General features: G+C 64.5%; 21 protein-coding genes. 9 read left to right on the top strand and 12 right to left on the bottom strand.

From position 1 onward, the window contains the following. The first annotated feature begins 34 nt into the window (after positions 1-34). On the top strand, positions 35-1,003 hold the full coding sequence (locus tag ABIB99_RS14600) for a LysR family transcriptional regulator (RefSeq protein ID WP_354176303.1): 969 nt from the start codon (positions 35-37) through the stop codon (positions 1,001-1,003). Next, positions 1,000-2,538 carry a glycosyl hydrolase family 79 N-terminal domain-containing protein gene (locus tag ABIB99_RS14595; RefSeq protein ID WP_354176302.1) on the top strand — a complete coding sequence of 513 codons (1,539 nt, stop codon included), beginning with the start codon at positions 1,000-1,002 and terminating at the stop codon, positions 2,536-2,538. Before ABIB99_RS14600 ends, ABIB99_RS14595 begins: the two co-directional genes overlap by 4 nt. Before the next feature lie 6 nt (positions 2,539-2,544). On the opposite strand, the gene ABIB99_RS14590 is transcribed toward ABIB99_RS14595, so the two are convergent. Then, the gene (locus ABIB99_RS14590; RefSeq protein WP_354176301.1) at positions 2,545-3,846 is read right to left on the bottom strand and encodes an MFS transporter; all 1,302 of its coding nucleotides are present in this window, start codon (positions 3,844-3,846) and stop codon (positions 2,545-2,547) included. Between the two features lie 371 nt (positions 3,847-4,217). Here ABIB99_RS14590 and ABIB99_RS14585 point away from each other — a divergent pair, with 371 nt between their 5' ends. The 3 genes from ABIB99_RS14585 to ABIB99_RS14575 are packed head-to-tail and all read left to right on the top strand — an operon-like array spanning position 4,218 to position 7,987. Continuing rightward, positions 4,218-5,432 carry an ABC transporter substrate-binding protein gene (locus ABIB99_RS14585; RefSeq protein WP_354176299.1) on the top strand — a complete coding sequence of 405 codons (1,215 nt, stop codon included), beginning with the start codon at positions 4,218-4,220 and terminating at the stop codon, positions 5,430-5,432. A gap of 7 nt (positions 5,433-5,439) precedes the next feature. Then, positions 5,440-7,173 (top strand): FAD-dependent oxidoreductase, encoded by a 1,734-nt coding sequence (locus ABIB99_RS14580; protein WP_354176297.1) that lies wholly within the window; start codon positions 5,440-5,442, stop codon positions 7,171-7,173. A 19-nt stretch (positions 7,174-7,192) separates the two neighbouring features. After that, positions 7,193-7,987: an IclR family transcriptional regulator gene (locus ABIB99_RS14575; RefSeq protein WP_085405267.1), complete on the top strand. Its 795-nt coding sequence runs from the start codon at positions 7,193-7,195 to the stop codon at positions 7,985-7,987. A gap of 6 nt (positions 7,988-7,993) precedes the next feature. On the opposite strand, the gene ABIB99_RS14570 is transcribed toward ABIB99_RS14575, so the two are convergent. Both ABIB99_RS14570 and ABIB99_RS14565 read right to left on the bottom strand, forming a co-directional pair. Continuing rightward, positions 7,994-10,144: an ADP-ribosylglycohydrolase family protein gene (locus tag ABIB99_RS14570; RefSeq protein ID WP_354176295.1), complete on the bottom strand. Its 2,151-nt coding sequence runs from the start codon at positions 10,142-10,144 to the stop codon at positions 7,994-7,996. 36 nt (positions 10,145-10,180) lie between these two features. Beyond that, a complete protein-coding gene (locus ABIB99_RS14565) occupies positions 10,181-11,236 on the bottom strand; it encodes a LacI family DNA-binding transcriptional regulator (protein ID WP_063981358.1) in 1,056 nt (351 codons plus the stop codon). 77 nt (positions 11,237-11,313) lie between these two features. On the opposite strand from ABIB99_RS14565, the gene ABIB99_RS14560 reads away from it, so the two are divergent. The 3 genes from ABIB99_RS14560 to ABIB99_RS14550 are packed head-to-tail and all read left to right on the top strand — an operon-like array spanning position 11,314 to position 14,333. After that, on the top strand, positions 11,314-12,654 hold the full coding sequence (locus ABIB99_RS14560) for an ABC transporter substrate-binding protein (RefSeq protein ID WP_354176293.1): 1,341 nt from the start codon (positions 11,314-11,316) through the stop codon (positions 12,652-12,654). 6 nt (positions 12,655-12,660) lie between these two features. Beyond that, complete coding sequence (locus ABIB99_RS14555) at positions 12,661-13,509, top strand: carbohydrate ABC transporter permease (protein WP_085405270.1); 849 nt, start codon at positions 12,661-12,663, stop codon at positions 13,507-13,509. Further along, the gene (locus ABIB99_RS14550) at positions 13,506-14,333 is read left to right on the top strand and encodes a carbohydrate ABC transporter permease (protein WP_354176291.1); all 828 of its coding nucleotides are present in this window, start codon (positions 13,506-13,508) and stop codon (positions 14,331-14,333) included. The genes ABIB99_RS14555 and ABIB99_RS14550 overlap by 4 nt, the downstream gene beginning before the upstream one ends. 4 nt (positions 14,334-14,337) lie before the next feature. On the opposite strand, the gene ABIB99_RS14545 is transcribed toward ABIB99_RS14550, so the two are convergent. The 4 genes from ABIB99_RS14545 to ABIB99_RS14530 all read right to left on the bottom strand — a co-directional run bounded on the left by ABIB99_RS14545 (position 14,338) and on the right by ABIB99_RS14530 (position 17,561). Beyond that, on the bottom strand, positions 14,338-15,117 hold the full coding sequence (locus tag ABIB99_RS14545) for an SDR family NAD(P)-dependent oxidoreductase (RefSeq protein ID WP_038934859.1): 780 nt from the start codon (positions 15,115-15,117) through the stop codon (positions 14,338-14,340). Positions 15,118-15,174: 57 nt separating this feature from the next. Beyond that, a complete protein-coding gene (locus tag ABIB99_RS14540) occupies positions 15,175-15,765 on the bottom strand; it encodes a thiamine pyrophosphate-dependent enzyme (protein ID WP_354176290.1) in 591 nt (196 codons plus the stop codon). Continuing rightward, positions 15,765-16,307, bottom strand: coding sequence for a thiamine pyrophosphate-binding protein (locus tag ABIB99_RS14535; RefSeq protein WP_354176288.1), 543 nt, complete (start codon positions 16,305-16,307; stop codon positions 15,765-15,767). The genes ABIB99_RS14540 and ABIB99_RS14535 overlap by 1 nt, the downstream gene beginning before the upstream one ends. 300 nt (positions 16,308-16,607) lie before the next feature. Next, positions 16,608-17,561, bottom strand: coding sequence for a hypothetical protein (locus tag ABIB99_RS14530; protein ID WP_354176287.1), 954 nt, complete (start codon positions 17,559-17,561; stop codon positions 16,608-16,610). A 202-nt stretch (positions 17,562-17,763) separates the two neighbouring features. Here ABIB99_RS14530 and ABIB99_RS14525 point away from each other — a divergent pair, with 202 nt between their 5' ends. Beyond that, positions 17,764-18,348 (top strand): AbiV family abortive infection protein, encoded by a 585-nt coding sequence (locus tag ABIB99_RS14525; protein ID WP_354176286.1) that lies wholly within the window; start codon positions 17,764-17,766, stop codon positions 18,346-18,348. Positions 18,349-18,529: 181 nt separating this feature from the next. Here the strand turns inward: ABIB99_RS14525 and ABIB99_RS14520 are convergent, their stop codons facing one another. The 5 genes from ABIB99_RS14520 to ABIB99_RS14500 all read right to left on the bottom strand — a co-directional run bounded on the left by ABIB99_RS14520 (position 18,530) and on the right by ABIB99_RS14500 (position 24,249). After that, positions 18,530-19,222, bottom strand: a complete 693-nt coding sequence (locus ABIB99_RS14520) for a GntR family transcriptional regulator (protein ID WP_354176285.1) — start codon at positions 19,220-19,222, stop codon at positions 18,530-18,532. Positions 19,223-19,342: 120 nt separating this feature from the next. Further along, positions 19,343-20,086 (bottom strand): aspartate/glutamate racemase family protein, encoded by a 744-nt coding sequence (locus ABIB99_RS14515; protein WP_014492734.1) that lies wholly within the window; start codon positions 20,084-20,086, stop codon positions 19,343-19,345. A 9-nt stretch (positions 20,087-20,095) separates the two neighbouring features. Further along, positions 20,096-21,361 carry an NAD(P)/FAD-dependent oxidoreductase gene (locus ABIB99_RS14510; RefSeq protein WP_231143319.1) on the bottom strand — a complete coding sequence of 422 codons (1,266 nt, stop codon included), beginning with the start codon at positions 21,359-21,361 and terminating at the stop codon, positions 20,096-20,098. Positions 21,362-21,364: 3 nt separating this feature from the next. Beyond that, positions 21,365-23,026: a thiamine pyrophosphate-binding protein gene (locus tag ABIB99_RS14505; RefSeq protein WP_354176283.1), complete on the bottom strand. Its 1,662-nt coding sequence runs from the start codon at positions 23,024-23,026 to the stop codon at positions 21,365-21,367. Next, entirely contained in the window at positions 23,023-24,249 is a 1,227-nt protein-coding gene (locus ABIB99_RS14500) for a pyridoxal phosphate-dependent aminotransferase (RefSeq protein WP_354176281.1), read from the bottom strand. The genes ABIB99_RS14505 and ABIB99_RS14500 overlap by 4 nt, the downstream gene beginning before the upstream one ends. Positions 24,250-24,258 lie beyond the last annotated feature (9 nt).

Genomic DNA, 24,258 nt, shown 5'->3' with positions numbered 1-24,258 from the left:
CCGTATCGGTATGATTTGAGGACAAAACCGCATCATGGACCTGGTCTGGCTGGAGGATTTCCTTGCCATCGCCGAGGAAGGCGGGTTCTCGCGCGCCGCCCAGCGACGGCATGTGACCCAGCCGGCGCTGAGCCGCCGCATCAGGTCGCTCGAGGAGTGGCTGGGCACGCCGCTGTTCGAACGCTCGACCCATACGATCACGCTGACGCCGGCCGGCGAGAGTTTCCGCCCCGTCGCGGAGGACGTGCTGCGCAGGGTCCTGGTCGGGCGCGAGGAAGCGCTCGAGGTCGCACGGCTGAAGGCCGAGACCATCACCTTTGCCGCCACGCATTCACTGTCGCAGACCTTCTTTCCGGAATGGATTCGCAACTCCGACAGCGCGCGGGCCGACTCCGCCGTGCAGCTCGTCGCTTCGAATTTCGCCGGCTGCGAGAAGCTACTTGTGGATGCGCAGGCGCATTTCATGCTGGCGCACTACCATCCGACGCTGATAAGCCGGCTCGACATGGACCGCTTCCAGCGCGTCGATCTCGCGACCGACGTGCTGATCCCGATCAGCGCGCCGGCCGCAAAACCGGGTCGCGGTGGACGCAGCAGCAAAAAGGCACAGCCTCGTTACGCCCTGCCCGGCGCATCGGGCGCGCCGCTGCCCTATCTCGCCTATCACCCCGGCTCGGGCGTGGGGCGGCTCGTCACCTCGTTCCTGGCCGCGAAGGATTCGACGGCGTGGCTGGCGCCAGGCTTCGCCGCGCCGGTCATGCTGCTGGTCGACATGGCGCGCGAAGGGCGCGGCGTGACGTGGGCTCCGATGAGCCTCGTCCGCGCCGATCTCGACAGCGGCCGCCTGTTGCGCGCCGGCGGCGCGGATTGGGACATTCCGATCAGCGTCTCGCTGTTTCGCACGCGGGCCCGCATGACCCGGGCGGCCGAGACTTTCTGGAATTCGGTGCGCAAGGGCCGGCCGGGAGGGAAAACCATAGCCGCTGCGCCGCGGACCAGATGACCGTGTCGCGGATCAAGTCGGCCTTCGGGCTGCTTCGGCCGCCGATGCTGCTGATGAGCCTGCTCGCTGCCACAACGTTAGACGTGGCGCACGCCGGCGGCGCCTCCATCGCACCCGCCGAGCTGAAGGCGATCGGGACGATCGATGCGCGCTTTCAATCCTACAATATCGAGATGGTGGAGGTGACCGGCGGCCGGTTCTGGAAGCCTTATCCGCGAACAATGCGCGCGCTCGATGAGCAGGATCGTTACGGCGAGAGGCCGCCGATCGATCTTGCCAATGCGCGGTTGCGCAAGCTCGCCGCCGCTTTGGCGCCGGCCTATCTGCGCGTGAGCGGAACCTGGGCCAATGCGACGTTCTTTGCCGACACGAACCATGCGCCGGCCAAGCCCCCGCCGGGATTCAATGACGTTCTCAGCCGTAACCGATGGCGCGACGTCATCGACTTTGCCCGCGCAGTCGACGCGGAGATCGTCACGTCCTTCGCGATCAGTCCGGGCAGCCGCGATGCGGATGGCGTGTGGAAGACCAATCAGGCGCAGCGCCTGATCGACACGACGCGTTCGCTGGGTGGCCACATCGCGGCGGTGGAATTCATGAACGAGCCGACGCTTGCGGCGACGAACGGCGCGCCGCCGGGATATGATGCGGCCGCTTATGGCCGGGACTTCAGGATCTTTCGCGAATGGATGCAACGCGCGGCGCCCGAGACGCTGATCGTCGGTCCGGGTTCAACCCGCGACGCGCCGTCGCCATCCGGGTCGGGCATCACCACGCACGATCTGCTCGCCGCATCCGCCCCCGGCATCGATCGCTTCTCCTATCATCACTACAACACGCTCTCGCCGCGCTGCGGCGGCCGCGACGATCCGGCGCAGACGCTCTCCTCGGACTGGCTGGCACGCACCGACGCGACGTTCGCGACCTACCGCGCCCTGCGCGACGCATTCGAGCCGGGCAAGCCGATCTGGCTAACGGAGACGGCAAACGCCGCCTGCGGCGGCAATCCATCGGACAAGACGTTTCTCGACACCTTTCGCTATCTCGACCAGCACGGACGCCTCGCAAGGGCCGGCGTCCAGGTGGTGATGCACAACACGCTGGCTGCCAGCGACTACGGCCTGCTCGACGAGGGAACGTTTCGTCCGCGGCCGAACTACTGGGCTGCGCTGCTCTGGCATCGGCTGATGGGAACGACTGTGCTCGACGCGAACCCGGTCGCCGCGCCAGATCTCCATCTCTACGCGCATTGCCATCCGGGCATGCGGGGCGCCGTGTCCGTGCTCGCAATCAACGCATCGCGGCATGCATCATCGACCCTGACGCTGTCACACCCCGCCGAGCGTTACACGATACATGCGAGGCGGCTGCAAGACGCGACAGTTCAGCTGAACGGCAAGACGCTCGCGCTGAGTGCCGACGACGAACTGCCCCGACTTGAGCCGCGCGCAACACCTGCGGGAGCGATCCGGCTGGTGCCGGCGACCGTCACCTTCCTGGCGTTTCCGGACGCAGCAAACCCCGCCTGCCGGTGACCGCGCTTACGACTTCAGCGCGTCGCGCGCCGTCTCCGGCGCCATCAGCGTCGCGATGATCGTGATGACCGACAGCGCGATGATGTAGACCGACACCGGCCAGTAGGCGCCGGCCCATGCGAGGAGCGCGGTCGCAATCAGCGGCGAGAAGCCGCCGCTGAGCGCGGCCGCGACGTTGGCGCCGAGCGATGCGCCGCTGTAGCGCACCTGGGTGCGGAACAGTTCCGGCATGAACGCCGCCTTCGGCCCGAACAGCAGCGCGTGCGTCAGCGTCATCGTGACGACGAGCGCGAACGTGATCAGCGCCGGCTCCCTGGTGTCGAGGAACCAGAACAGCGGAAACGCCAGCGCCACCGAGAACACCCCGCCGGCGAGATACAGCGCCCTGCGGCCGAAGATATCGGAGAGCCAGCCGGCGAGCGGCAGCGTCGCGAACTCGACGAGCGCGGCATAGACCACCGCGTTCAGGATCACCTGGCGAGGCAGGCCGAGTTTCGTCGTCGCGTAGACCACGGTGAAGACGGTGAGGAGATAGGCGAGCCCGACCTCCGACACCGTGATGCCGATCGCGAGCAGAAAACTGCGCCAGTCGCGGCGCAGCACCTCCAGCACCGGCTGCGCCAGCACTTCCTTGCGCTCGACGACTTCCTTGAAATGCGGCGTTTCCGCGAGCTTGAGCCGCACGATGAAGCCGACGCCGACGAGCAGGATGCTGATCAGGAACGGCACGCGCCAGCCCCAACTCAAAAAGTCGGCCTCGGGCAGTTGCGTCATCAGGGCGAAGATACCGGTCGAAGCAGCGACGCCGACCGGAAAGCCGATCTGCACCAGACTGCCGTAGAAGCCGCGCCGATCACCGGCGTGCTCGATCACCATCACGACCGCGCCGCTCCATTCGCCCCCGAGCCCAATGCCCTGGACGAAGCGCAGGATGATGAGCAGGATCGGCGCCCAGACGCCGATCTGGCTGTAAGTCGGCAGGCAGCCGATCAGGAAGGTGCCGAGCCCCATCGCGATCATGGTCGCGACCAGCATGGTCTTGCGGCCGAGCCGGTCGCCGTAATGCCCGATGATCGCGCCGCCGATCGGACGCGCCACGAAGCCGACCGCATAGGTCGAGAACGCCACCAGCGTTCCGACGAAGGGATCGAAGCTCGGAAAGAACAGCTTGTTGAAGACCAGCGCAGCTGCCGTGCCGTAGATCAGGAAATCGTACCACTCGATCGCGGTGCCGAGCGCGCTTGCCCACACCACATGCGCCGTCGTCGATTTCTCCGCGGCCGCGGAGACCCCCGTTGCTGCCGTCATGCCCTGCCCCAAAGATTCCTGGCGGCATCATGGCTAATCGTGTGGACGGTTGCAACCTGCGGAGGTGTGATCTCTGTGCGGGATTACAAAGCGAGATTTTGCGCGTCGCTGCTCCCGCACTCCGTCATTGCGAGGAGCTCTTGCGACGAAGCAATCCAGGCTGCCTCCGCGGAGAAAGTCTGGATTGCTTCGCTGCGCTCGCAATGACGGGTGTGGCGGCAGTTGCGCGCACGCCTCCGGCAATGTCTCCCGGGCGACCATGGAACTCATTGACCCCTCTTATTCGCCATTGACAAACTCATTCGCCAATATCTAATTTATCCCCCAGAATAACCAGCCGCGCCAAGCGGCCAATAAGAGAGGGATCGACGATGAGAGGGCTTTTGGCCTGCACCTTGCTCGCGGCCATGACTTCGGCTGCCATGACCACGGCGGCGCACGCGCAAGTCTCCGATGACGCGGTGCGGATCGGCGTGCTGACGGATCTGTCGAGCTGGGGCCGTGACAACAGCGGGCCGGGGTCGGTCGAGGCGGCCAAGATGGCGGTGGAGGAGTTCGGGCCGACCGTGCTCGGCAAGCCGATCGAGATCATCAGCGCCGACCACCAGATGAAGACCGATGTCGGCGTGCAGATCGTGCGCGGCTGGTTCGACAACGGCAAGGTCGACGCCGTCGTCGACATCCCCAACTCCGGCATCGCGATCGCCGTGCACAACATGGTGCGCGAACGCAACAAGATCGCGCTGCTCTCCGGCCCCGGCGCGAGCTCGCTCACCGACGAGCTGTGCAGCCCGAACACCGTGCACTTCACCTACGATACCTACGCGCTGTCCAAGGTGACGGCCTCCGCCGTGATCAAGGAAGGCGGCAAGTCCTGGTACTTCATCACCGCGGACTATGCCTTCGGCCAGCAGCTCGAAAAGGACGCCACGCGGTTCATCAACGAGATGGGCGGCAAGGTGCTGGGCGGCGTGAAGCATCCGACCAACACAGCCGACTTCTCCTCCTTTGCGCTCCAGGCGCAGAGTTCGAAGGCCGACGTGGTGGCGTTCGCCAATGCCGGCCAGGACACCGACAACGCCATCAAGCAGTCCGGCGAGTTCGGCCTAGTGCAGGGCGGCCAGAAGCTGGTCGGTCTCCTGATGTTCGACACCGACGTGCATGCGGTCGGCCTGAAGGCCGCGCAGGGCACCTACATGACAACGGCGTCCTACTGGAACATGGACGAGGCGACCCGCGCCTGGTCGAAGAAATTCTACGAGCGCACCAAGGTGATGCCGACCATGATCCAGACCGGCGTCTACGGTTCGGTGCTGCATTATCTGAAAGGCATCAAGGCCGCCGGCACCGACGACCCCGCCAAGGTGATGGCCAAGATGCGCGAGCTGCCGATCGAGGATACCTTCGTGCACGGCGGCAAATTGCGCGAGGACGGCCGCGTCATCCGCGACATGTATCTCGCCAAGGTGAAATCGCCCGAGCAGTCCAAGGAACCCTGGGACTATCTGGAGATCGTCAAGACCGTGAAGGGCGAGGACGCCTTCCGCCCGGTCTCCGAATCCAAATGTCCGCTCCTGAAGAAATGAGGCCCGCATGACCGGCAACGAGCGCAACGCAATTGAGACTTACGAGTGCGATGTGCTCGTGGCCGGATCGGGGGCCTCCGGCATGTCGGCCGCGATCACCGCGGGTTATCGCGGCCTCGACGTGCTGATCGTCGAGAAGGAGCCGCGCTTCGGCGGCACCACTGCCCGCTCCGGCGGCTGGCTCTGGATCCCCGGCACCTCGCTGGCGAAGGCCTACGGCATCGAGGAGGCGCCGGAGCAGGCCCGTACCTACTTGCGGCACGAAGCCGGCAACAATTTTGATGCCGCACGGGTCGATGCATTCCTGAGTGCGGGTCCGGAGGCGGTCGATTTCTTCACCACCAGGACCGCGCTACGCTTTGATATGCCGCTGGTGTTTCCCGACTATCACGCCGAAGCGCCGGGCGGCGCGCAGGGCGGCCGCTCCATGGTGACGCGCCCGTTCGACGGCCGCGAGCTCGGTGACCAGATCAAGACGCTGGGTATGCCGCTGCCCGAGCTGACCGTGTTCGGCATGATGCTCGGCTCCGGCAAGGAGATCATCCATTTCATGCGCGTGACGAAGTCGCTGACCTCGGCGGCCTATGTCGCAAAGCGACTGTCGCGCCATTTGATGGACGTGCTGCGCTATGGCCGCGGCATGACCTTGACCAACGGCAACGCGCTCGCCGGGCGCCTCGCCAAATCCGCGCAGGACCTGAAGATTCCGATGTGGCTATCCTCGCCGGTGCGCGAACTGACGGTCGAGAACGGCGCGGTGACCGGCGCCATCGTCACCCGCGAAGGACGCGAGGTGCGCGTCCGCGCGCGGCAGGGCGTCGTGCTCGCCTGCGGCGGCTTCCCGCATGACGTCGAACGCCGCAAGAAGATGTTTCCACACGCACCGACCGGCCATGAGCATTATTCGCCGGGACCGGCCGGCAACACCGGCGACGGCCTGCGCCTTGCAGAAAGCGCCGGCGGGCATGTCGAAGATCGCCTGCCGAACGCGGCGGCCTGGGTGCCGGTGTCGGTGACCAAACGCAAGGATGGTTCGAGCGGCGTGATGCCGCATTTCATCGACCGCGCCAAACCCGGCGTGATCGCGGTGATGCGCGACGGCAGGCGCTTTGCCAATGAGGGCAATTCCTATCACGACTTCGTCCAGGCGATGATCAAGGCGGCAAAGCCCGGCGAGGAGATCGCCGCGTATCTCGTCTGCGATCACCCGACGCTGCGGAAATACGGCCTCGGCTGCGTGCCGCCGTTCCCGATGCCGCTCGGCCATCACCTCGATACCGGCTATCTCATGCGCGGCGACACGCTGGAGGCGCTGGCGGCGAAGGCCGGCATCGATGCGACGGCGTTCACCGAGACGGTCAGGCAGTTCAATGCGACTGCGCCGCAAGGGCACGACGCCGCCTTCGGCAAAGGTTCAAAAGCCTATAACCGCTACCAGGGCGACGCCATGCACGGCCCGAACCCCTGCATCGCGCCGATCAAGAACGGCCCGTTCTACGCCATCAAGATGGTGGTCGGCGATCTCGGCACCTATGCCGGCATCGTCACCGACGAGAATGCGCGAGCGCTCGATGCGGAGGGACGGGTCATCCCTGGCCTCTATGCCGCCGGCAACGACATGGCGAGCATCATGGGCGGCAATTATCCCGGTGCCGGCATCACGCTTGGGCCGGCGCTGACCTTCGGCTACATTGCCGGCCGTCATCTCGCCGACAGCGCCGCCAAGCGCAACGCGGCGTAAGCCACGCGCCAGGAGACGCATGAAGAGAGAAAGCCGCGGCATCCAGTCCATCGAGGTCGGCGGAGAATTGCTTCGCGCCCTCGCGAGATGCGGCGAACCGATGATGCTGCGCGATCTCGCGCGCGAGGCCGGCATGACGCCGGCCAAGGCGCATCCCTATCTCGCCAGCTTCTCCCGTATCGGACTGATCGAGCAGGACGAGACCACCGGCCGCTACGAGATCGGCGCGCTGGCGCTGGAGCTCGGCCTGATCAGCCTGCGCCGTCTCTCCGGCGTGCGCATCGCGCGTCCGAAGATCGCAGGCCTCGCGAGCCAAATCGGCCATGCCGTCTCGCTCGCGGTCTGGGGCACCCACGGCCCGACCGTGGTGCAGCTCGAAGAGCCGGGCCAGCCCGTGCACATCGTGATGCGCGCCGGTTCGGTCATGGCGTTGCTGGAGACTGCAACCGGCCGCGCCTTTGCAGCGTTCCTGCCGGAGAAGACGATCAACGCCGCGCTCGAAAGCGGCCTCGACCGTCATGGCGTCGGCTACAATCCGAAGCGGGCGGTGAAAGGCGCGAAGGTCGCCGAGATGCTCACCGAGGTCCGCAAGCACGGCCTCGCCCGCGCGCTCGGCGATCCCCTGCCCGGCGTCAATGCGTTCTCGGCGCCGGTGTTCGATCATTCCGGCCATGTCGCGCTGGTGATCACCGCGATGGGGCCGGAAGGCACTTTTGATGCACGATGGGACAGCCCCATCGCCCATGCCCTGCGCGACTGCGCCGGCGGCATTTCGAAGCGGCTCGGCTACGGGATGACGATCGCGGCGGAGTGAGGCCTGTTAGGCCGGCGACACCCGCACCTCTTCCGCGGAGATCGATCCGCTGTCGACCACGAGCGCGACGGCGCCGCTGGTCAATGGGAGATCGCCCGTGTCCTGAACGCTGAAGAGTTTTTTACCATCGACATGGGCTTCGATGTCGCTTCCGGCCACGCGCAGCTCAATCCGATATCTCCGGTCGAGCTGCCAGTCGAAGCGTTCGCTGGCGAGCACGAGTTCGTCATGCACGCGCTTGACCAAACGGACGCGGCCGCCCTCGGCACGGTCAAACATCAGCGCGTAATAGCGCTCGCGTCCCTGCACCCGCGCCGCGAGGCCCCAGGCGTTCGCCAGCAGCGGCATGATCTCGGACGTTACGCGATAATCCTTCCAGTCGCGCGTACCTTGCGCGATGAAGCCGAGCCCGTCGCCATTGGTAACGCGCAGGCCCTCCCAGCGGGTCTGGAACTGGCTGACATTGTTGACCCAGGCGTGCTTCCACATCGTGCTCAGATTGTTGTCCGGCCGCTTCAGCACGGTGTCAGGCGCGCCACCCCAGGTCAGATAGTCGAGATAGAGCGTGCCATCGACGCCGAGCGGATCGCGCGTTTCGATCTCCACCCCGATCTCGAAGATCGGATAGGCATGGGTCTCCGGCACCTCCCAGCTCAGCACGGCGTGACAGCCGCCGGTCAGTTCCTGCGCATCGCCGTAGGTCTGGATCAGCTCGTCGTGCTCGTCATAGACGCTGGAAAACAGTCGCACCGCCACGGTGCCGCTATCCGCTTCCGATTCAATCCGGCACTCCACCCGTTGCCCCGAATACAGCGTCGGACAGGCCACAAGCTGGTAGGTCGGCATCGTAAACACCTCCTTGTCGAAGAAGGTGGGGCTCGCAACGCGTGCCACGCGTCCAGGCGCCAGACGGCGGAAGTCGATCGCCAGACTCCGCTCCCCAGTGCGGCTGTGGCCGGCGACATTGCTGAGCTCTACCTCATGGAGCCGTGCGGGCGAGCCGCCCTTCACGTGGAAGCCCTGCAGGCTGCCCGGAAAGTTGAAGTTGAAGCGCGCGCCGTCCTTGGCGACCGCCAGCGCCGGCGCACCGGCGAGCGCAAGCCCGGCAGCGACCAGCGACTGCGTCTCGATCACGGCGTCGGAGATCGCAGCGCCACCATCGGCCGTCGAGATGTACATGCGGTCGGCGATGGGGGTGCGGAAGTCCGGCCCGGCGTCGAGGCCGGCAAGTCCGGTGCGGATGCCGAACAGGCAGCCGACATTGCCGGCATTGCAGTCGGTATCCCAGCCGGCCGTGTTGGCGATGCGCATCGCCTCCTGAAAGCTGTTCCCGCCGTAGAGCGTCGCCAGGATGATCAGCGCGTGGTTGGGCACGACATGGCAATTGCCGAGGAATTTGTCGTAGCCGTAACGTTCGGCGATCAGCGCACGGGTCCGTTCCCAGTCGTTGCCGTTGTCGCCGGCGTGCCATTCCCGGACGTCGTTGACGACGCGCCGGATCAGCGCGTCCTTCGGCACGAAGCCGAGCCCGACATCGATCAGCTTCTGCACGTCGTGCTCGACGAAGGCCAGCGCCTCCATCGCCGCGAGCAGTTTTGCGGCATGCACGGATTCACCATCATGGCTCACGCGCCCGGCCTGCTCGGCCAGATAAGCGGCCTGCTCCGGATTACCCGGGCTCACCATCGCCCAGCCGTCGATGAAGATTTGCGCACCGATCTGCTCGGCTACGGTCGTGCCGTTCAGCGCGATCGAGCCGCTCTGCGGCGCCGGGATACCGGACTTCAGCCGCAGATAGGCGGTGTGCTCGGTGGAATTGCCGATGCCACCCCACCACAGGATGGCGCGCTCCTCGACGATGTAGTTCAGCCAGGCTTGCCCGATCTGCTTCGAGGTGAGACGCTTCGGATAGCCATTGTCGGCAAGCGCGCGGGGAAACGCAAAAGTGCCGGAGACGTCGTCGTCGGTAACGACGAGATGATGGGATCGCAACGCGACGTCACGACGCTCGTTGACATAGTAGTTGATCGGCCCGAGCTCCTTCATGATGCGCTCATAGGTCCAGCCCTCGAAGGGCCGGCCGAGGTAGACACCGATGAGCTTGCCAAGCACGCCGGCATAGACCCGCTCCACGTAGTCATGAGGAATAGCTGTCACGAGTTCACTCCCATATCCAATTTCTTGGCTCGCGGGTCAGACCGACGAGCGCTTCATGATCTCGAATTTCAATTCATGGCTCCGGCCCGGCGCCGCGAGCCCGCCCGGTTGCAACCGCTTGACCAGCGTCTCCGCCGCAAGCGCGCCGAGATCGAACTCCGGTTGCCGCACCGTGGTGAGCCCGAGCAGCTTTGCGACCGGGATATCGTCGAAGCCAGCGATTGCAATGTCGCTGGGGATCGAGAGCCCGGAAGCACGCGCCGCCTCCATCGCACCGAGCGCCAGCACGTCGCTCGCGCCGAACACGGCGGTCGGGCGATCGCCCTTTCTTTCGAGCAGCCGCTTCATCGCACGCGCGCCGGATTCCTCGGAATAGGCGCTGTCGGTAATGAAATCAGGCGCAAGTCCCGCTTCCCGCATCACCGCGCCGTAACCCTGCGCGCGCCGCTGGCTCGGGCCGAACTCGGCCTGGATCATGGCGATACGCCGGTGCCCGCGCGCAATCAGAAGCCGCGTCATTTCCGCGGCCGCTTCGGCATTGTCGATATAGACGCTGTCGATCGCGAGCGGTCCGTCCGGCTTGTGCTGGCTCTCCAGCCGCACCAGCGGGATGCCCTTACGCGCGAGCACGGCGAGCTGGGGCGCCCGCAGATGAAAGAACGTTGCGACGACGCCATCGGCCCGTCCCTGGAGGAGCCAGTCGATGGCGCGGGCCTCGCCTTCCGGCCGCCCGTCGGTGTCGAAGATCAGGACGTCATAGCCAGCCGGCGCCGCGACCGTCTGCAATCCCCGGACGAGGCCTGGATAGAACGGATTGGTGATATCTGGAATGACACAGGCAAACGTCATGGTCCGCGCGCTGCGCAGCATCCGCGCCGGATGGTTCGGCTGGTAACCCAGCTCCTGTGCGACCTGAAGAATGCGCGTGCGCGTCGCAGGCGGAACGGACGGCGTCTCCGTCTTGTTCAGGACAAGCGACACCGCGGCCTGCGAAACACCGGCCGCGAGCGCGATATCCTTCTGCGTGGGGCGGGCTGGCGCCTGCTTGTCGCGCCCCTTCCCCCGCTTCGTCCTCGTTGTTGACGTCGCCATTTGGCTTAGTTATACGTATTACTAAAGGAAAATCAACAATCACCGCCAATGACCTGAGGAAACCGAGGTTCATCGCCATGACGATGACCCGACGCCAGCTTGTTGCCGCCATCCCCGCTGCCGCGCTTGCCGTTAGCTTGCCGTGCGACGTTCGCGCCGAGGACGGGCGCAAGGTCGTGACGTTCTGGTTCGGCCAGGCGAATTCGGACGGCCAGGCCGCGCTGCGCAACGATCTGGTCGAGGCGTTCAACGCCTCGCAGGACAAATATCTGCTCCAGCTCGAGGTGAAGGGCGCCGCCGTCAACAACCTCCTGAAGGTCGCACTCGTCGCCGGTAACGGCCCGGACATCGTGCAGACAGCGGGTCCCGCCTATCTCACCGCGATCGCGAATGCCGGCCAGGTGCTGCCGCTCGACGATTTCGCCGAGAAGTACAAGTGGAAGGATCGCTTCCTGGCGCCGCTGCTCAACACCAGCGTCTACGGCGGCAAGCTCTACGCGCTGCCGCGCGACTACGAGTCGATGCACCTGTTCTATAACAAAGAGCTGTTCAAGCAGAACGGCTGGAAGCAGCCGACCAACCGGCAGGAGATGGAGGCGATCGCAGACGCAGCGCTCGCCAAGGGCATCATTCCCTTCGGCGCCGGCAATGCCGACTGGAAGGGTGTGAACGAGTGGCTGATGACGGTGTTCTTCAACAACGTCGCTGGCCCCGACAACGTGCGCAAGGCACTTGCCGGCGAACTGCCCTGGACCGCGCCGCCGTTCGTCGAGGCGGTCGAACTGTCAAAGGCGTGGTACAACAAGGGCTATTTCGGCAAGAACTATTTCTCGCTGACCATCGAGCAGAGCTTCCTCCAGGTCGTCAACGCCAAGGCGGCGATGGCGTTCAGCGGCACCTGGTCGTTCGGCACCAAATCCTACGGCATGTCGAAGCCCGATACCGTGATGGACGTCATGCCGACGCCGACCCTCGGCTCGGCCTTCACGGGATCACTGGTACATCTCGCCTGCGGCGCGACGCTGTCGATCGCCAAGAACTCGCAGAATGCGGAAGGCGCAGCCGCCGTGTTCGAGTTCATGCTGACGCGCAAGTTCTACGAGACCATGAACCGCGACTGGCCCGGCAAATGGGCACTCCCGGTCAAGGACCTGCCGCCGGACATGCTCCAGGGCATCGGCTACCCCTTGTTCGAGAAGACGATCGCAAATCTGCACGAAGCGTTCAGCAAGGGGCAGTACGGCTTCACCACCTGGACGTTCTGGCCCGGCGCCACCAACTCCTATCTGATCGAAGGCATCGAGCAGGTCTGGCTCAACAAGATTACGCCGGACGCTTACCTCACGCGGATGCAGACGCTCTTCAGCCAGGAAGCAAAGGAAGGCAAGGTGCCGCCGCTGCCGCCGCGGACGGCCTGACGCACGATGTGGCTCTTCGCGCTTCCAGCGCTCCTGATTAACGTCTGCATCATCCTGGTTCCCGCCGTGCTGACATTCACGGCGGCGTTCTTCATGTGGGACGGTGTCGGAAAGCCGGCGTGGGCGGGACTGGCCAACTTCCAGAACATGTTCGCCGATCCCGTGTTCTGGTCGGCGCTGACAAATAACTTCATCTGGACGGCGATCTTCCTCACCGTGCCGGTCTGCCTCGCGCTCGTGATGGCAGCGGCGCTGCTGATGGCGCCGAAGGCGCGCATCGTGGTCCAGTCCATCATCTTCCTGCCGCGCATCATCGCTGTCGCAGTCACGGGCCGCATCTTTCAGGGCATGATCTTCAGCCCCGCGACCGGCGTCGTCGCCTGGTTGAACGAGCACGGCTTTTCGATCTCCGATCCCCTCGCCGATCCCGACCGCTCGCTCTATGCTGTCGCCGCGGTCGACATCTGGCACTGGTGGGGCTTTCTCGCGGTCGTGTTCCTGTCGGCGATGCGGCAGATCAGCATCGACCAGATCGAAGCCGCGCGGCTCGACGGAGCCGGCTTCTTTGCTTTGTTCCGCTACGTTCTGATCCCGGGCATCCGCCCGACGCTGACCTTGATGCTGATCCTGACCGTGATCTGGTCGTTCCAGGTCTTCGAATTCATCTTCATCGTCACCCGCGGCGGCCCCGCCTATGGCAGCGAGGTGCTGGCGACATTTGCCTACCGCCACGCCTTCTTCGAAGGCGACGTCGGCCAGGCTGCAGCCGCCGCCTGCGTCATGAGCCTGTTCGGCCTGTGTGCCACCGCCGTCTATCTCTGGCTCCAGATCACCGACGACGCGCAATCGACATGATCGGGGATCGCTGGAGCAGGACATTCAGCCTCGGGCTGATCGGTATCGCATCGTTCAGCTCGCTGCTGCCGATCGTGCTCGCCGTGATGAACGCACTGAAGACGACGGTCGAGATCGGCAGCAATCCGCTCGCGCTGCCGACCCAGTTGCACTGGGAGAATTTTTCCTCCGCCTGGCGCAACGCCCAACTCGGCCCGAGCCTGCTGCACAGTGCCGAAGTCGCGATCCTGACCATTCTGATGGTGTGCGTCACCGCGACGCCCTGCGCCTATGTGCTGGCGCGGCAGAAGGGAAAATTCTGGCGCTTCATCACCTTCTACTTCATGGCCACGATCACCGTGCCCGTGCAGCTCTATCTCTACCCGCTCTACTTCATCTTCGCGAAGCTCGGGCTGGTCAATTCGATCCCCGCGGTGGCGCTGATCTACACGGCGATGTTCTCGCCGTTTTCGATTTTCCTCTTGCGCACCTACGCGCTCGCGATTCCCGTCGCGCTCGAGGAAGCAGCCCAAGTTGACGGCGCAAAGCCGTGGCAGACCTTCCGGTACGTGATCCTGCCGATGATGCGGCCCGGGCTGCTCACGGTCGCCATCATCGTCGGGCTGAACGCCTGGAACGAGTTCGTCATCGCCGTGACGTTCCTGCAGAACGACAGCAACGTCACCGCGATCGTGCGCTTCTACAATCTGACCGGCCAGTATTCGACCGACTGGGGCGAGATGCTGGCCGCAGCCGTCACCATCGTGCTGCCGATCGTTGCGATCTTCGTGCTGCTGCAGCGTCAGTTCATCGACGGCATGACGTCGGGCGCGGTGAAGTCTTGAAGCCCTACTTCTCCTTCACCGGCACCGTGTAGTTCAGGATCAACCGCCCGCCATCGGGATAGATCGTCTGCCCGGTGATGTAAGACGCGTCATCACTCGCAAGGAACGCCACGACGGAAGCCACCTCGCTCGGCTCGCCGCCGCGGCCGGCCGGCGTGCGCGACATCACGGTCTTGCGGGCATCCTCCGAGGTGTAGATGGACGACGCCACCATGTCGGTCAAAATCGTGCCCGGCCCGACCGCCACGACGCGGATGTTGTGCGGGGCGAGCGCGACCGCGGCGACCGAGGTGAGCTGCTTCATGCCGCCCTTGGAGATGGCGTAGGTCGCAAGCGTCGGGATCGCCAGCAGCGCGTTCACCGAGGACATGTTGATGATGACCCCGCCGCCGCCCTGCGCGATCATCTGCTTCGCTGCGGCCTGCACGCCGAAGAACGCGCCCTTCAGATTGATGCCGATGATTTCGTCGAATTCCTCTTCGGAAATCTCCAGGATGTCGCGGTTGCGGGCGACGCCGGCATTGTTGACCATGATGTCGAGCCGGCCGAATTCCCTGACTGCGGTCGCCACCGCGCGATCAACGTCCGCACGCCGTGCGACGTGACATGGCACGGCATACAATTCCTTGGGCTTGCCCAGCTCGTTGACCGTCTTCTCGAGCTCATCCGTATCGACGTCCGAGATGACGACCTTGACGCCGTCGTCGAGGAATCGCTTTGCGCACGCCTTGCCAATGCCGCGCGCCGCGCCGGTGATGACGGCGACCTTGCCGGATAGTTTCATGGGTCTCACTCCAGGATAGCTGCTTGGGCAGCGAGCTATCCCGGAGAGGACCCCGGTTCAAGCCGCCGCGAAGCCGAGATGAGCACGGAACCGGTTCTTGATAAAGACGGCATCGCGTGAGGGCAGCGAGCGCGGCGGATTTTCGGCCAAAACCTTGATGACAAAAAGCCGCGGGCCATCGGCCGGCCCGGCGATCTGCGCGGCGAGGCGTTGCACCTCCTCGAGCGTCCGCACGGTTCCGGTCGCGGCAAAGCCGCAGGCCACCGCAATTGCCGTGAGATCGACGCCGCGGCCGGTGTGGCTCGCCTGCATCCCGGTCTCGCCAAAATGCTGATTGTCGATCACGACGATGTCGAGATTGCGCGGACGCGCGACGCCGATGGTGGCGATGCCGCCGAGACCCATCAACTGCTCGCCGTCGCCGGTCAGGGCAAGGACGCGCTTGCCTGGCTGGGCTTGCGCGAGCCCAAGCGCGATCAGCGCGGCGCCACCCATCGCGCCCCAGAGATAAAAGTTTCCGTCGTGATCCCCCACGGAATGCAGGTCGTAGGTGGGCGAGCCGAGACCGGAGACGACCAGCGTGTCCTTGCGGTCCTTCAGGAGCGCGGCGACGGCGGCGCGACGATCGAGTTGAGCTTGCATCGACATCACCACTTCTTCTTGCCGATCAGGCGTTGCCCGATCAGAACCGCGATCTGCTGGTCGGACTCGTAGGCAAGCGATGCCGCCGATTCCACGGTCTCGACCAGATCCTCCGCCGTCTCCGCGCGCATCACCTTCAGGCCGATCGCTTCCAGCGACGGCTGCGTCGCCCGGCTCATCGGCACCTGCCAGGGATTGAACTCGGCCCATTCACCGCGCATCGTCACCAGCATCAGCAGCGGAAAGCGCCCGATCGCCGACAGCGACAGCATGTTGATGCAATTGCCGACGCCGCTCGACTGCATCAGCAGCACGCTGCGCTGGCCACCAAGCCAGGCGCCCGCGGCGATGGCGATGCCCTCCTCTTCCGTGGTCAGCACGTTGGTGGTGACGTCGCGGTCGGCCGAGAACATGCGGATGAGCTGGCTATGGCCCGCATCCGGCACGTAGGACATCTGCCTGACGTCGGCGGCTTTCAGGACGCGATAGAGCTCAGACGGCCAGTCGTCGCTGGCGCGCGTGTCGGGATTCGGTTGAAAGCTGTGCACCGCTTGTCTCCGTGATTTCGGGCGGCACACTAGCGATTATTCCGCGCGAAGGCTCTGACCGTCTGGCGCGATCAGATATCGAGGGATTTTATAGCTGCTGCTGTCCCTCTCCCCTTGTGGGAGCAGAAGCGCAATGCGCATTGCTGCGCCCTCTCCCCTTGCCGGAGAGGGCATCACCGCAGGTCGACACGAACTCACTAGGGTGAGGAGTTCGAAGCAGAGCGCGCGAGCCAGTCCAGCGCCTACAGCCGCGCCAATCGCGACCAGTCCTTGCGCGACGTCTTCGGCGAGCTCTCGGAATCAAGCCGAGCCAGTAGGACTAGTCTTCTCAGCTATATCCATGTAGGTCCGGAGGACGTGGTCTGCGAGTTGCTGCGGCGAGAACTCGCGCCGATTCTCGTCTGTGCTGACCCATGCATGGTAGTCGGGCCGTACGAGCTGATACGCGAAGCGCGACGATTTCAGCTTTCTCGGCTCATTAACTGATCCAAAAAATCCGGGCAACCGCGGGAATCCCTTGAATACTTCGACAAGCAGATAAGCATCTTGGAGGGAGTTCGAGTAGCACGGACGGAAGCTGCATATGGTGTTGCACGGAGAAAGCCCGCTAAGAATCCGGAATTCCTGCGACCGCTTTGCGCCTATTTTGATGCCTGATTTTGAGATCTGGTCAGCATGCTGCTCTATTGCTAGTGAGAAATCTTCGTAGGCCTGAACTGCACTCTGAACGCCGGTATCGGTCGATTGAAATCGCTCTTGCTTCTCCTTGAGATCCCGCGATCTGCGAAGACGGTCAGCACGCTCTGCGACGCTTTCTTCGTGCGGGTTGCTGCCGCGCTCCGTCGCGCGTGATTCCACAACTGCTGCCGCGGCCTCAATTCCCCAACGCTCAAGGCCAACATAAAGCCGTGTCTTTGGCAGCCACGGTGGCATTTTTGGGCGGTCAACCGTCGGTACAAAGGTCGTGAAGTCCCATCCCTCATCTAACGATCTATTTTTGATCGCGTCACGCTCAATGCGAGTCCAAGGCGTCTCCCCCCACTCTGGACGATACAACACCACGACCAATCGGGCAGTTTTCCCGTAGACCTCGCTGAAGCTCTCTTGCCCATCCGTGCCCGCGATCTCTCGTTGCCGCTCACTGTATATGAACGTCTTTAAGCGTGGGGCCAGTAGGTCGTTTAATTGCGTAGCTACGCCTTCGTCGATAGCGCAAAAGCTGAGAGCAATATCGTATTCGAATTCTTCGCTCATTCCAAAATCCAACCAACGAATCCCAAGGATAAGGATGCTGGTAATTTGCAATCCAAACAACCAGAGATACTCCTCTATGCCCGGAAAACTACTCGGATTGTTGTCCATCCCGACGAGACGCGAAGAGCTGGCTGCCACGCGCCGCAGGGATCCCGGTTTCCAATACCCCGACCCTTCGCGCGAATCGGCTAATCTGTAGCCGATGTCACACAAGAAACAGCTCAGCCTGATCCTCGGCAACGCGACGCGCCTGCACGATGACGCACGGCTGCTGGTTGATCGTCGGCGCTACGCTAGCGCGTTCGCGTTGGCTCTGCTCGGCGTCGAAGAGATCGGCAAGGTGCTGCTGAACAGCTGGGAGGCGGAGCGGCCGCTCGCCAAACCCAAGGAATGGCTGTCGCAACATATCCAGAAGCAAGCGGCTGTGGCGAACTTGCTCGTTGGCGCACTTCTAGCGCGGACGTTTCCCGACGGAGCTGATTGGAGGACGCTCGACACCGACTCGTTGACCGGTGCGTTCAACGACAGCGACGAAGGTCATTTACTTGTGGTGATCCGCAACGGTCATCTCGACCGCAGGAAACAGAATGCGTTGTATCAGGACGACGACATGATCACCGCCGTCGAAGATGAGTTCGCCGAGATGCAGGTAGACGGGATTCTTAAGATTGCTAGCGCTGCACAGGAGGCGCTGGCAAGTCCCTTCAACCGAGTTGCAGCACGAGCGTTCTACGAAGCGACGGTGCTCGGCGTTTCGGTGAGTGATCGGCTTCGACCCTCGACCTAAACTGGCATCGACAAGAACTGCACCCGTATGACAGGCTGTCGCTGAACCGGTGCCAAACCAGCCCCGCGCCGACAAAGTTTCTGTTGTTTACACAGGCTGGAGACTAGTGCGGTTAGTCGCCGATAGTATCAGCGTTTTTCCGCTGAGCGGCCTCCCACAAGGGAGAAGGCAAAAGAGAACCTCAATTCGCCGCAGACCTCGCCCCGGCCGGCATGTAGATCTGCGCGTAGCCTTCCTTGATCGCAGACGTAATGCGATCGAGGCGGCGGTCGATGTGCTTCTCCAGCACCGAGACGCACGCCTCTTCGTCGCGCGCCTTCAATCCTTCGACGACTGCGCGGTGTTCGGCCTGGGTGTTGGAGCGATTGATGCGGTCCATGTCGATCCAGCGCACGAAGCGAATGCGGGCGTTGACGTTGCGCAGCACGCGCAGCATCTCGGCGTTGTTCGACATTGCCATCAGCCGCTCGTGAAAGGTCTCGTCGAGTTCGACCAGCTCCACCGACGAACGCTCGCCGGGATCGGGACCGGTGGCTTCGAGGAATTTCAGGAGCGCGTCGATGTCCTCATCCCCAGCGCGCTTGATGGCGAGGCGGATCGAGGCGACCTCGATCGACTTGCGCAGCTCGTAGAGATCGAAGATCTCGTGCGCGTCGAGCTCGCGGCAGAAGAAGCCCTTGCCCGGCGTGAAGCGCAGGAAGCCTTCGGTGTTGAGACGGTTGAGCGCTTCGCGCAGCGGCGTGCGGCTAACGCCGAGGCGCTTTGCCAGCTCGCCCTCGTTGAGCCGTTCGCCCGGCTTGAACTCATAGCTCACGGCCATCGCCTTGAGCTGTTCATAGACGCGATCGACGATACTATCGGAAGCCAGTTCCACGTTGCTCTTCATAAGCTGCATTCATGCCCGAACACAGCCCAATATACCGGGGCTGCGTGGACGATTGCAATCCAAACAGCTGCCTAGCACATCTTGTGCAGAGCTTTGCGACAGCCGGACTCAGGCAAACGCGCGCGGGCGCAGTCCAGCATGAAACCAGGTGATCATGGAATAGATGTCGTAGACCGGCAGTCCAACTTCGGCCTGCAGAGCTGCCGCATAAGGCGGCATGTTGGTGCATTCGAGCACGATGGCGCCGACATCCGGATTTTTCGCGACCAGCTCCTTGCCCGCCTCGACCACGTCACGCTCGGCCTGGGCCACATCCATGTCGTCCTTCTCGGCCTTGATCAGGACGCGGAAAAACTCCTTGCCGTGCTCGGTGCCGACCAGCGGCGTATCGAGCGGCACGCCGGCGCCTTCGAGATGGGCCGGCGTCAAGGTCGAACCTGATACCGTGACGAGGCCGACGCGCTTGCCCGGCGGCAAGGTCGCCTGCACCCACGGCACCTGCATCAGCGACGAGGTCGCAACGGGAACGCCGACGGCGGCCGCGATCTCCTTCTGAAACAGCGAGAGAAAGCCGCAATTGGTGGTGATGGCTTCCGCGCCCAGCCGGACCAGGTCCTTCGCCGCATCGATGAAGTCAGGCAGCAGGCCGGCGGCGCCCTTCAGCACCACCTTCTCCGGCGACGCGCCGCTCACCACCCGATAGAGCACGGGGAAAGGCCAGGTCGTGCCGTTGCCCATATCGCCGGGAATGCGGGGAAAGCGTGCCTCCAGCATCAAAATGCCGAGCGGCGCGCCATAGATGGCCTTGCCGCCGCGGGCGATGCGAGAGGACGAGTTGGCTGGATAGGTCATGTTGCGTTCTCAGAGGAAGCGAGTGGGCGCGAACGGCGCAAGCGGGATCTCCGGCTGCTTGCCGCTCAGGAGCTGGGCGACGAGACGGCCGGTGCGGGCCGATCCGACCAGGCCGACATGGCCATGGCCGAAGGCGTAGACGATATCGCGCGAGGCGCGCGCATGGCCGATGCAGGGCAGCCCATCCGGCATGCTCGGCCGATGGCCGAACCAGGTTTTGATGCGCGAATCTGGAATATCCTTCGGCAGTTTCGGGAACATGCTGAAGAGGTTGTTGCGCAGGATTTCGGCGCGCTTCCAGTTCGGCGCGGCCTCGAGGCCGGCGATCTCGACCGTGCCGGCGGCGCGCAGGCCCTTGTCGGTCCAGTTCACCACCATGCTGACGTCGGACGCCATCATCGAGCTGCGCGGACCCGATTCCGGGTTCTCGATCATGACGTGATAGCCGCGCTCGGTTTCGAGCGGCAAGGGATCGCCGACGGATGCGGTGAGCTGTTTTGACCGCGCGCCGGCGGCGACCACCGCGGCATCGCAAGCAATCTCACCGGTCTCGGTGAGAACGGCAACGAGCTTGTTGCCTGAAAGCTTCAGACCGGTCGCCCTGGCATGAACGAGCTTGGCACCGCTCGCGAGCGCATGCTGGGCCAGCGCCGCAACGTAAGCGCCGGGATCGCGGCAGCGGCCGGCTTCCTCCACCACCACGCCAAAGGTGTAGCGCGGATGCAGATCCGGCTCGCGCTGACGCATCTCGTCGGCGTTCAGCTCCATCCATTCGACGCCGACCTTCTTGCGCAGGCGCCAGCCGAGATTGCTGTCGAAATTGCCGCGCGACGGGAATACGTGCATCACGCCGTTGCGCTCGACCAACTCGGGCACGCCCGCTTCTTCCGCGAGCTTCTTGTGCAGCAGCGGCGCGTCCTTCAGCAGATCGCGCAGCGCAAACGCCGTCTTCTCGACCCGTGCCTCGGTCCAGCCCGAGAGCAAATACTTGACCAGCCAGGGCAGCGCCTTCGGCAAGTAAGACCAGCGGATCGCGAGCGGGCCGAGCGGGTCCATCAGATAACCCGGCACCTTCTTCCAGAGGCCCGGCTCGGCCGGCGGAATCACCGAATGGGAGGAGAGCCAGCCGGCATTGCCGTAGCTCGCCGCCTGTTCGCCACCGGGCTCGCCTGCGTCGATCAGCGTGACGCGATGCCCCTCGCGCAGCGCCTCGATGGCGCTGATCACGCCGACCGCGCCGGCTCCGATGATAGCGACGTGGCGGCCTTCCGACATCGGCTACGCCTTCACCGCCGGCGCGAAATCCTTGCCGACCGAGATCGCGCGCGGATCGATGATGCAGTGGAGGATCGACGGCTTGCCCGAAGCGAGCGCGCGCTCGAACGCCGGCGCAAACTCTTCGGTGCGCTCGACGCGCTCGCCATGGCCACCGAATGCCTTCGCATACATCGCAAAGTCAGGGTTCTTGAGCTGAGTTCCGACCACGCGACCGGGATAATCACGCTCCTGGTGCATACGGATGGTGCCGTATTGCGAATTGTCGACGACGATGACCACCAGCGGCGCGTCGTACTGCACGGCGGTCGCGAATTCCTGGCCATTCATCAGGAAGCAGCCATCACCGGCAAAGGCGACGACGACGCGATCCGGATATTGCCGCTTTGCAAGCACCGCGGCCGGCACGCCATATCCCATCGAGCCCGAAGTCGGCGCGAGCTGGGCGGCAAAGCTGTGGAAACGGTGATGGCGATGGATCCAGCCGGCATAATTGCCGGCACCGTTGCAGACGATCGCGTCCTTCGGCAGGCGGTCGCGCAGCCAGGTCATGACCTGGCCGTACTGGAATGTGCCCGGCAGCTCACGCGCCTTGTCGGTCCAGGCGAGGTAATCGGCGTGCGCCTTGGCGGCCTCGCCCTTCCAGGCAACGGCGCCAGCGGGCTTCAGCGCCTCGACGGCGGCGGCGAACGCGGCGGGCGTCGCCTGGATCGCGAGCGCCGGCTGATAGATGCGGCCGAGCTCTTCGGAGCCCGGGTGCACGTGGATCAGCTTCTGCTGCGGGGTCGGAATGTCGAGCAGCGTGTAGGACGAGGACGGCATCTCCGACATGCGGCCGCCGATCAGGAGAATGACGTCGGCGCCATCGATACGCGCCTTCAGGCCCGGGCTCGGCCCGATGCCGAGATCGCCGGCATAATGCGAATGATCGGCGTCGATCAGCGAGGCCCGGCGGAACGAGGTCGCGACCGGCAGGTCGAACCGCTCGGCGAAGCGCGCGATGCTCTTGGTCGCCTCATCCGTCCAGCGCGAGCCGCCGAGGATGACGAGCGGCGCCTTGGCGCTCGCGAGCATGGCGCCGACGCGCTCGAGATCTGATGGTGCCGGCCAGCTCACGGCCGGCTCGATGCGCATGGCGTCGGCAACGGCCGCCGTTTCGGTCAGCATGTTCTCCGGCAGCGCGATCACCACGGGACCCGGACGGCCCTGCATGGCGACGCGGAAGGCACGCGCGACCAGCTCCGGAATGCGATCGGGGCGATCGATCTCGACCGCCCATTTCGCCATGGTGCCGAACACCGCCTTGTAGTCGAGTTCCTGGAACGCCTCGCGCTCGCGCATGCCGGTGTCGACCTGTCCGACGAACAGGATCATCGGCGTCGAATCCTGCATCGCGATGTGGACGCCGTGGCTGGCATTGGTGGCGCCGGGGCCGCGGGTGACGAAGCAGATTCCGGGACGGCCGGTGAGCTTGCCATAGGCTTCCGCCATCATCGCAGCACCACCCTCGGCGCGGCAGATCACGACGTCGATCGGGCTGTCATGCAGCGCGTCGAGTGCCGCGAGGTAGCTCTCGCCCGGCACGCAGGTGACGCGCTCGACGCCTTGGGCGACGAGCTGATCGATCAGGATCTGGCCCCCGGTGCGGGTGTTGCGAATGGTCATGACAGCTCCCTGCAGGCTTTGGCGATGCGCATCACGGCCTCGCGCAAGTTTTGTTCCGAGGTGGCGTAGGACAGGCGGAAATAAGGTGCAAGGCCGAAACAGCTGCCCGGCACCACGGCCACGTCATGCCTCTCCAGCAGGAAGCGGCAGAACGCGGCATCGCTGTCGATGGTGGCACCATCAGGCGTACGGCGGCCGATCAGGCCGGCACAGCTGGCATAGGTGTAGAACGCACCTTCCGGCCGGCGGCAGGTGACGCCGTCGATGGCGTTGAGCGCATCGACCACGATGTCGCGGCGGCGCTCGAACGCGGCACGGCGCTCGATCAGGATGCCTTGCGGCCCCGTCAGCGCGGCGATCGCAGCGGCTTGGCTCACCGAGGAGGGATTGGTCGTGCTCTGGCTCTGCACCACCGCCATCGCCGCGATCAATTCGCGCGGGCCGCCGCCATAGCCAACGCGCCAGCCGGTCATGGCGTAGGCCTTGGAAACACCATTCACGGTCAGCGTGCGTGATTTCAGGCTCGGCTCGAGCGCCGCTGCGGTCACGAACGACATGCCGTCATAGATCAGGTGCTCGTAGATATCGTCCGCCATCAACCAGACATGCGGATGGCGCTTGAGCACATCCAGGATCGGGCGAAGCTGCGCGGCCGAATAGGCGGCTCCGGTCGGATTGGACGGCGAGTTCAGCAGCAGCCAGCGCGTCTTCGGCCTGATCGCGCGTTCGAGATCGGCGGCATCGAGCCGAAAGCCGTTCTCCTCGCGGCAGGGCACGTCGACCGGCGTGCCGTCGGCGATCCGCACCATGTCGGCATAGCTGGTCCAGTACGGCGCGGCGAGAATCACCTCGTCGCCGGGACTGAGCGTCGCCATGAAGGCGTTGTGGATTACCTGCTTGGCGCCGGCGCCTGTGGTGATCTCGTCGGCGGCATAGACGAGATCGTTCTCACGGCGGAATTTTTCGGCGATGGCCGCCTTCAATTCCACGGTGCCGTCGAGGATCGTATATTTGGTCTGGCCGGCGCGGATGGCGCGCATCGCCGCGTCCTTGGCATGATCAGGCGTATCAAAATCAGGCTCGCCGGCGCCCAGCACGATCACCGGTCGCCCCTCGCGCTTCAGCCGCTGTGCGACTGCGCCGATCTTCAAGATCTCGGAGACACCGATCCCGCTGATGCGCTGGGCGGGACGGAAGGTCGATGCGGGCGCCTGGACAGTCACGGCCGAGCC

Origin of the sequence: Bradyrhizobium sp. LA6.1 (assembly GCF_040547805.1) — a bacterium.
In the GTDB taxonomy this organism is placed as follows: domain Bacteria; phylum Pseudomonadota; class Alphaproteobacteria; order Rhizobiales; family Xanthobacteraceae; genus Bradyrhizobium; species Bradyrhizobium barranii.
The sequence above is the reverse complement of the archived record's forward strand: the minus strand, read 5'-3'. Positions and strand labels throughout refer to the sequence as shown.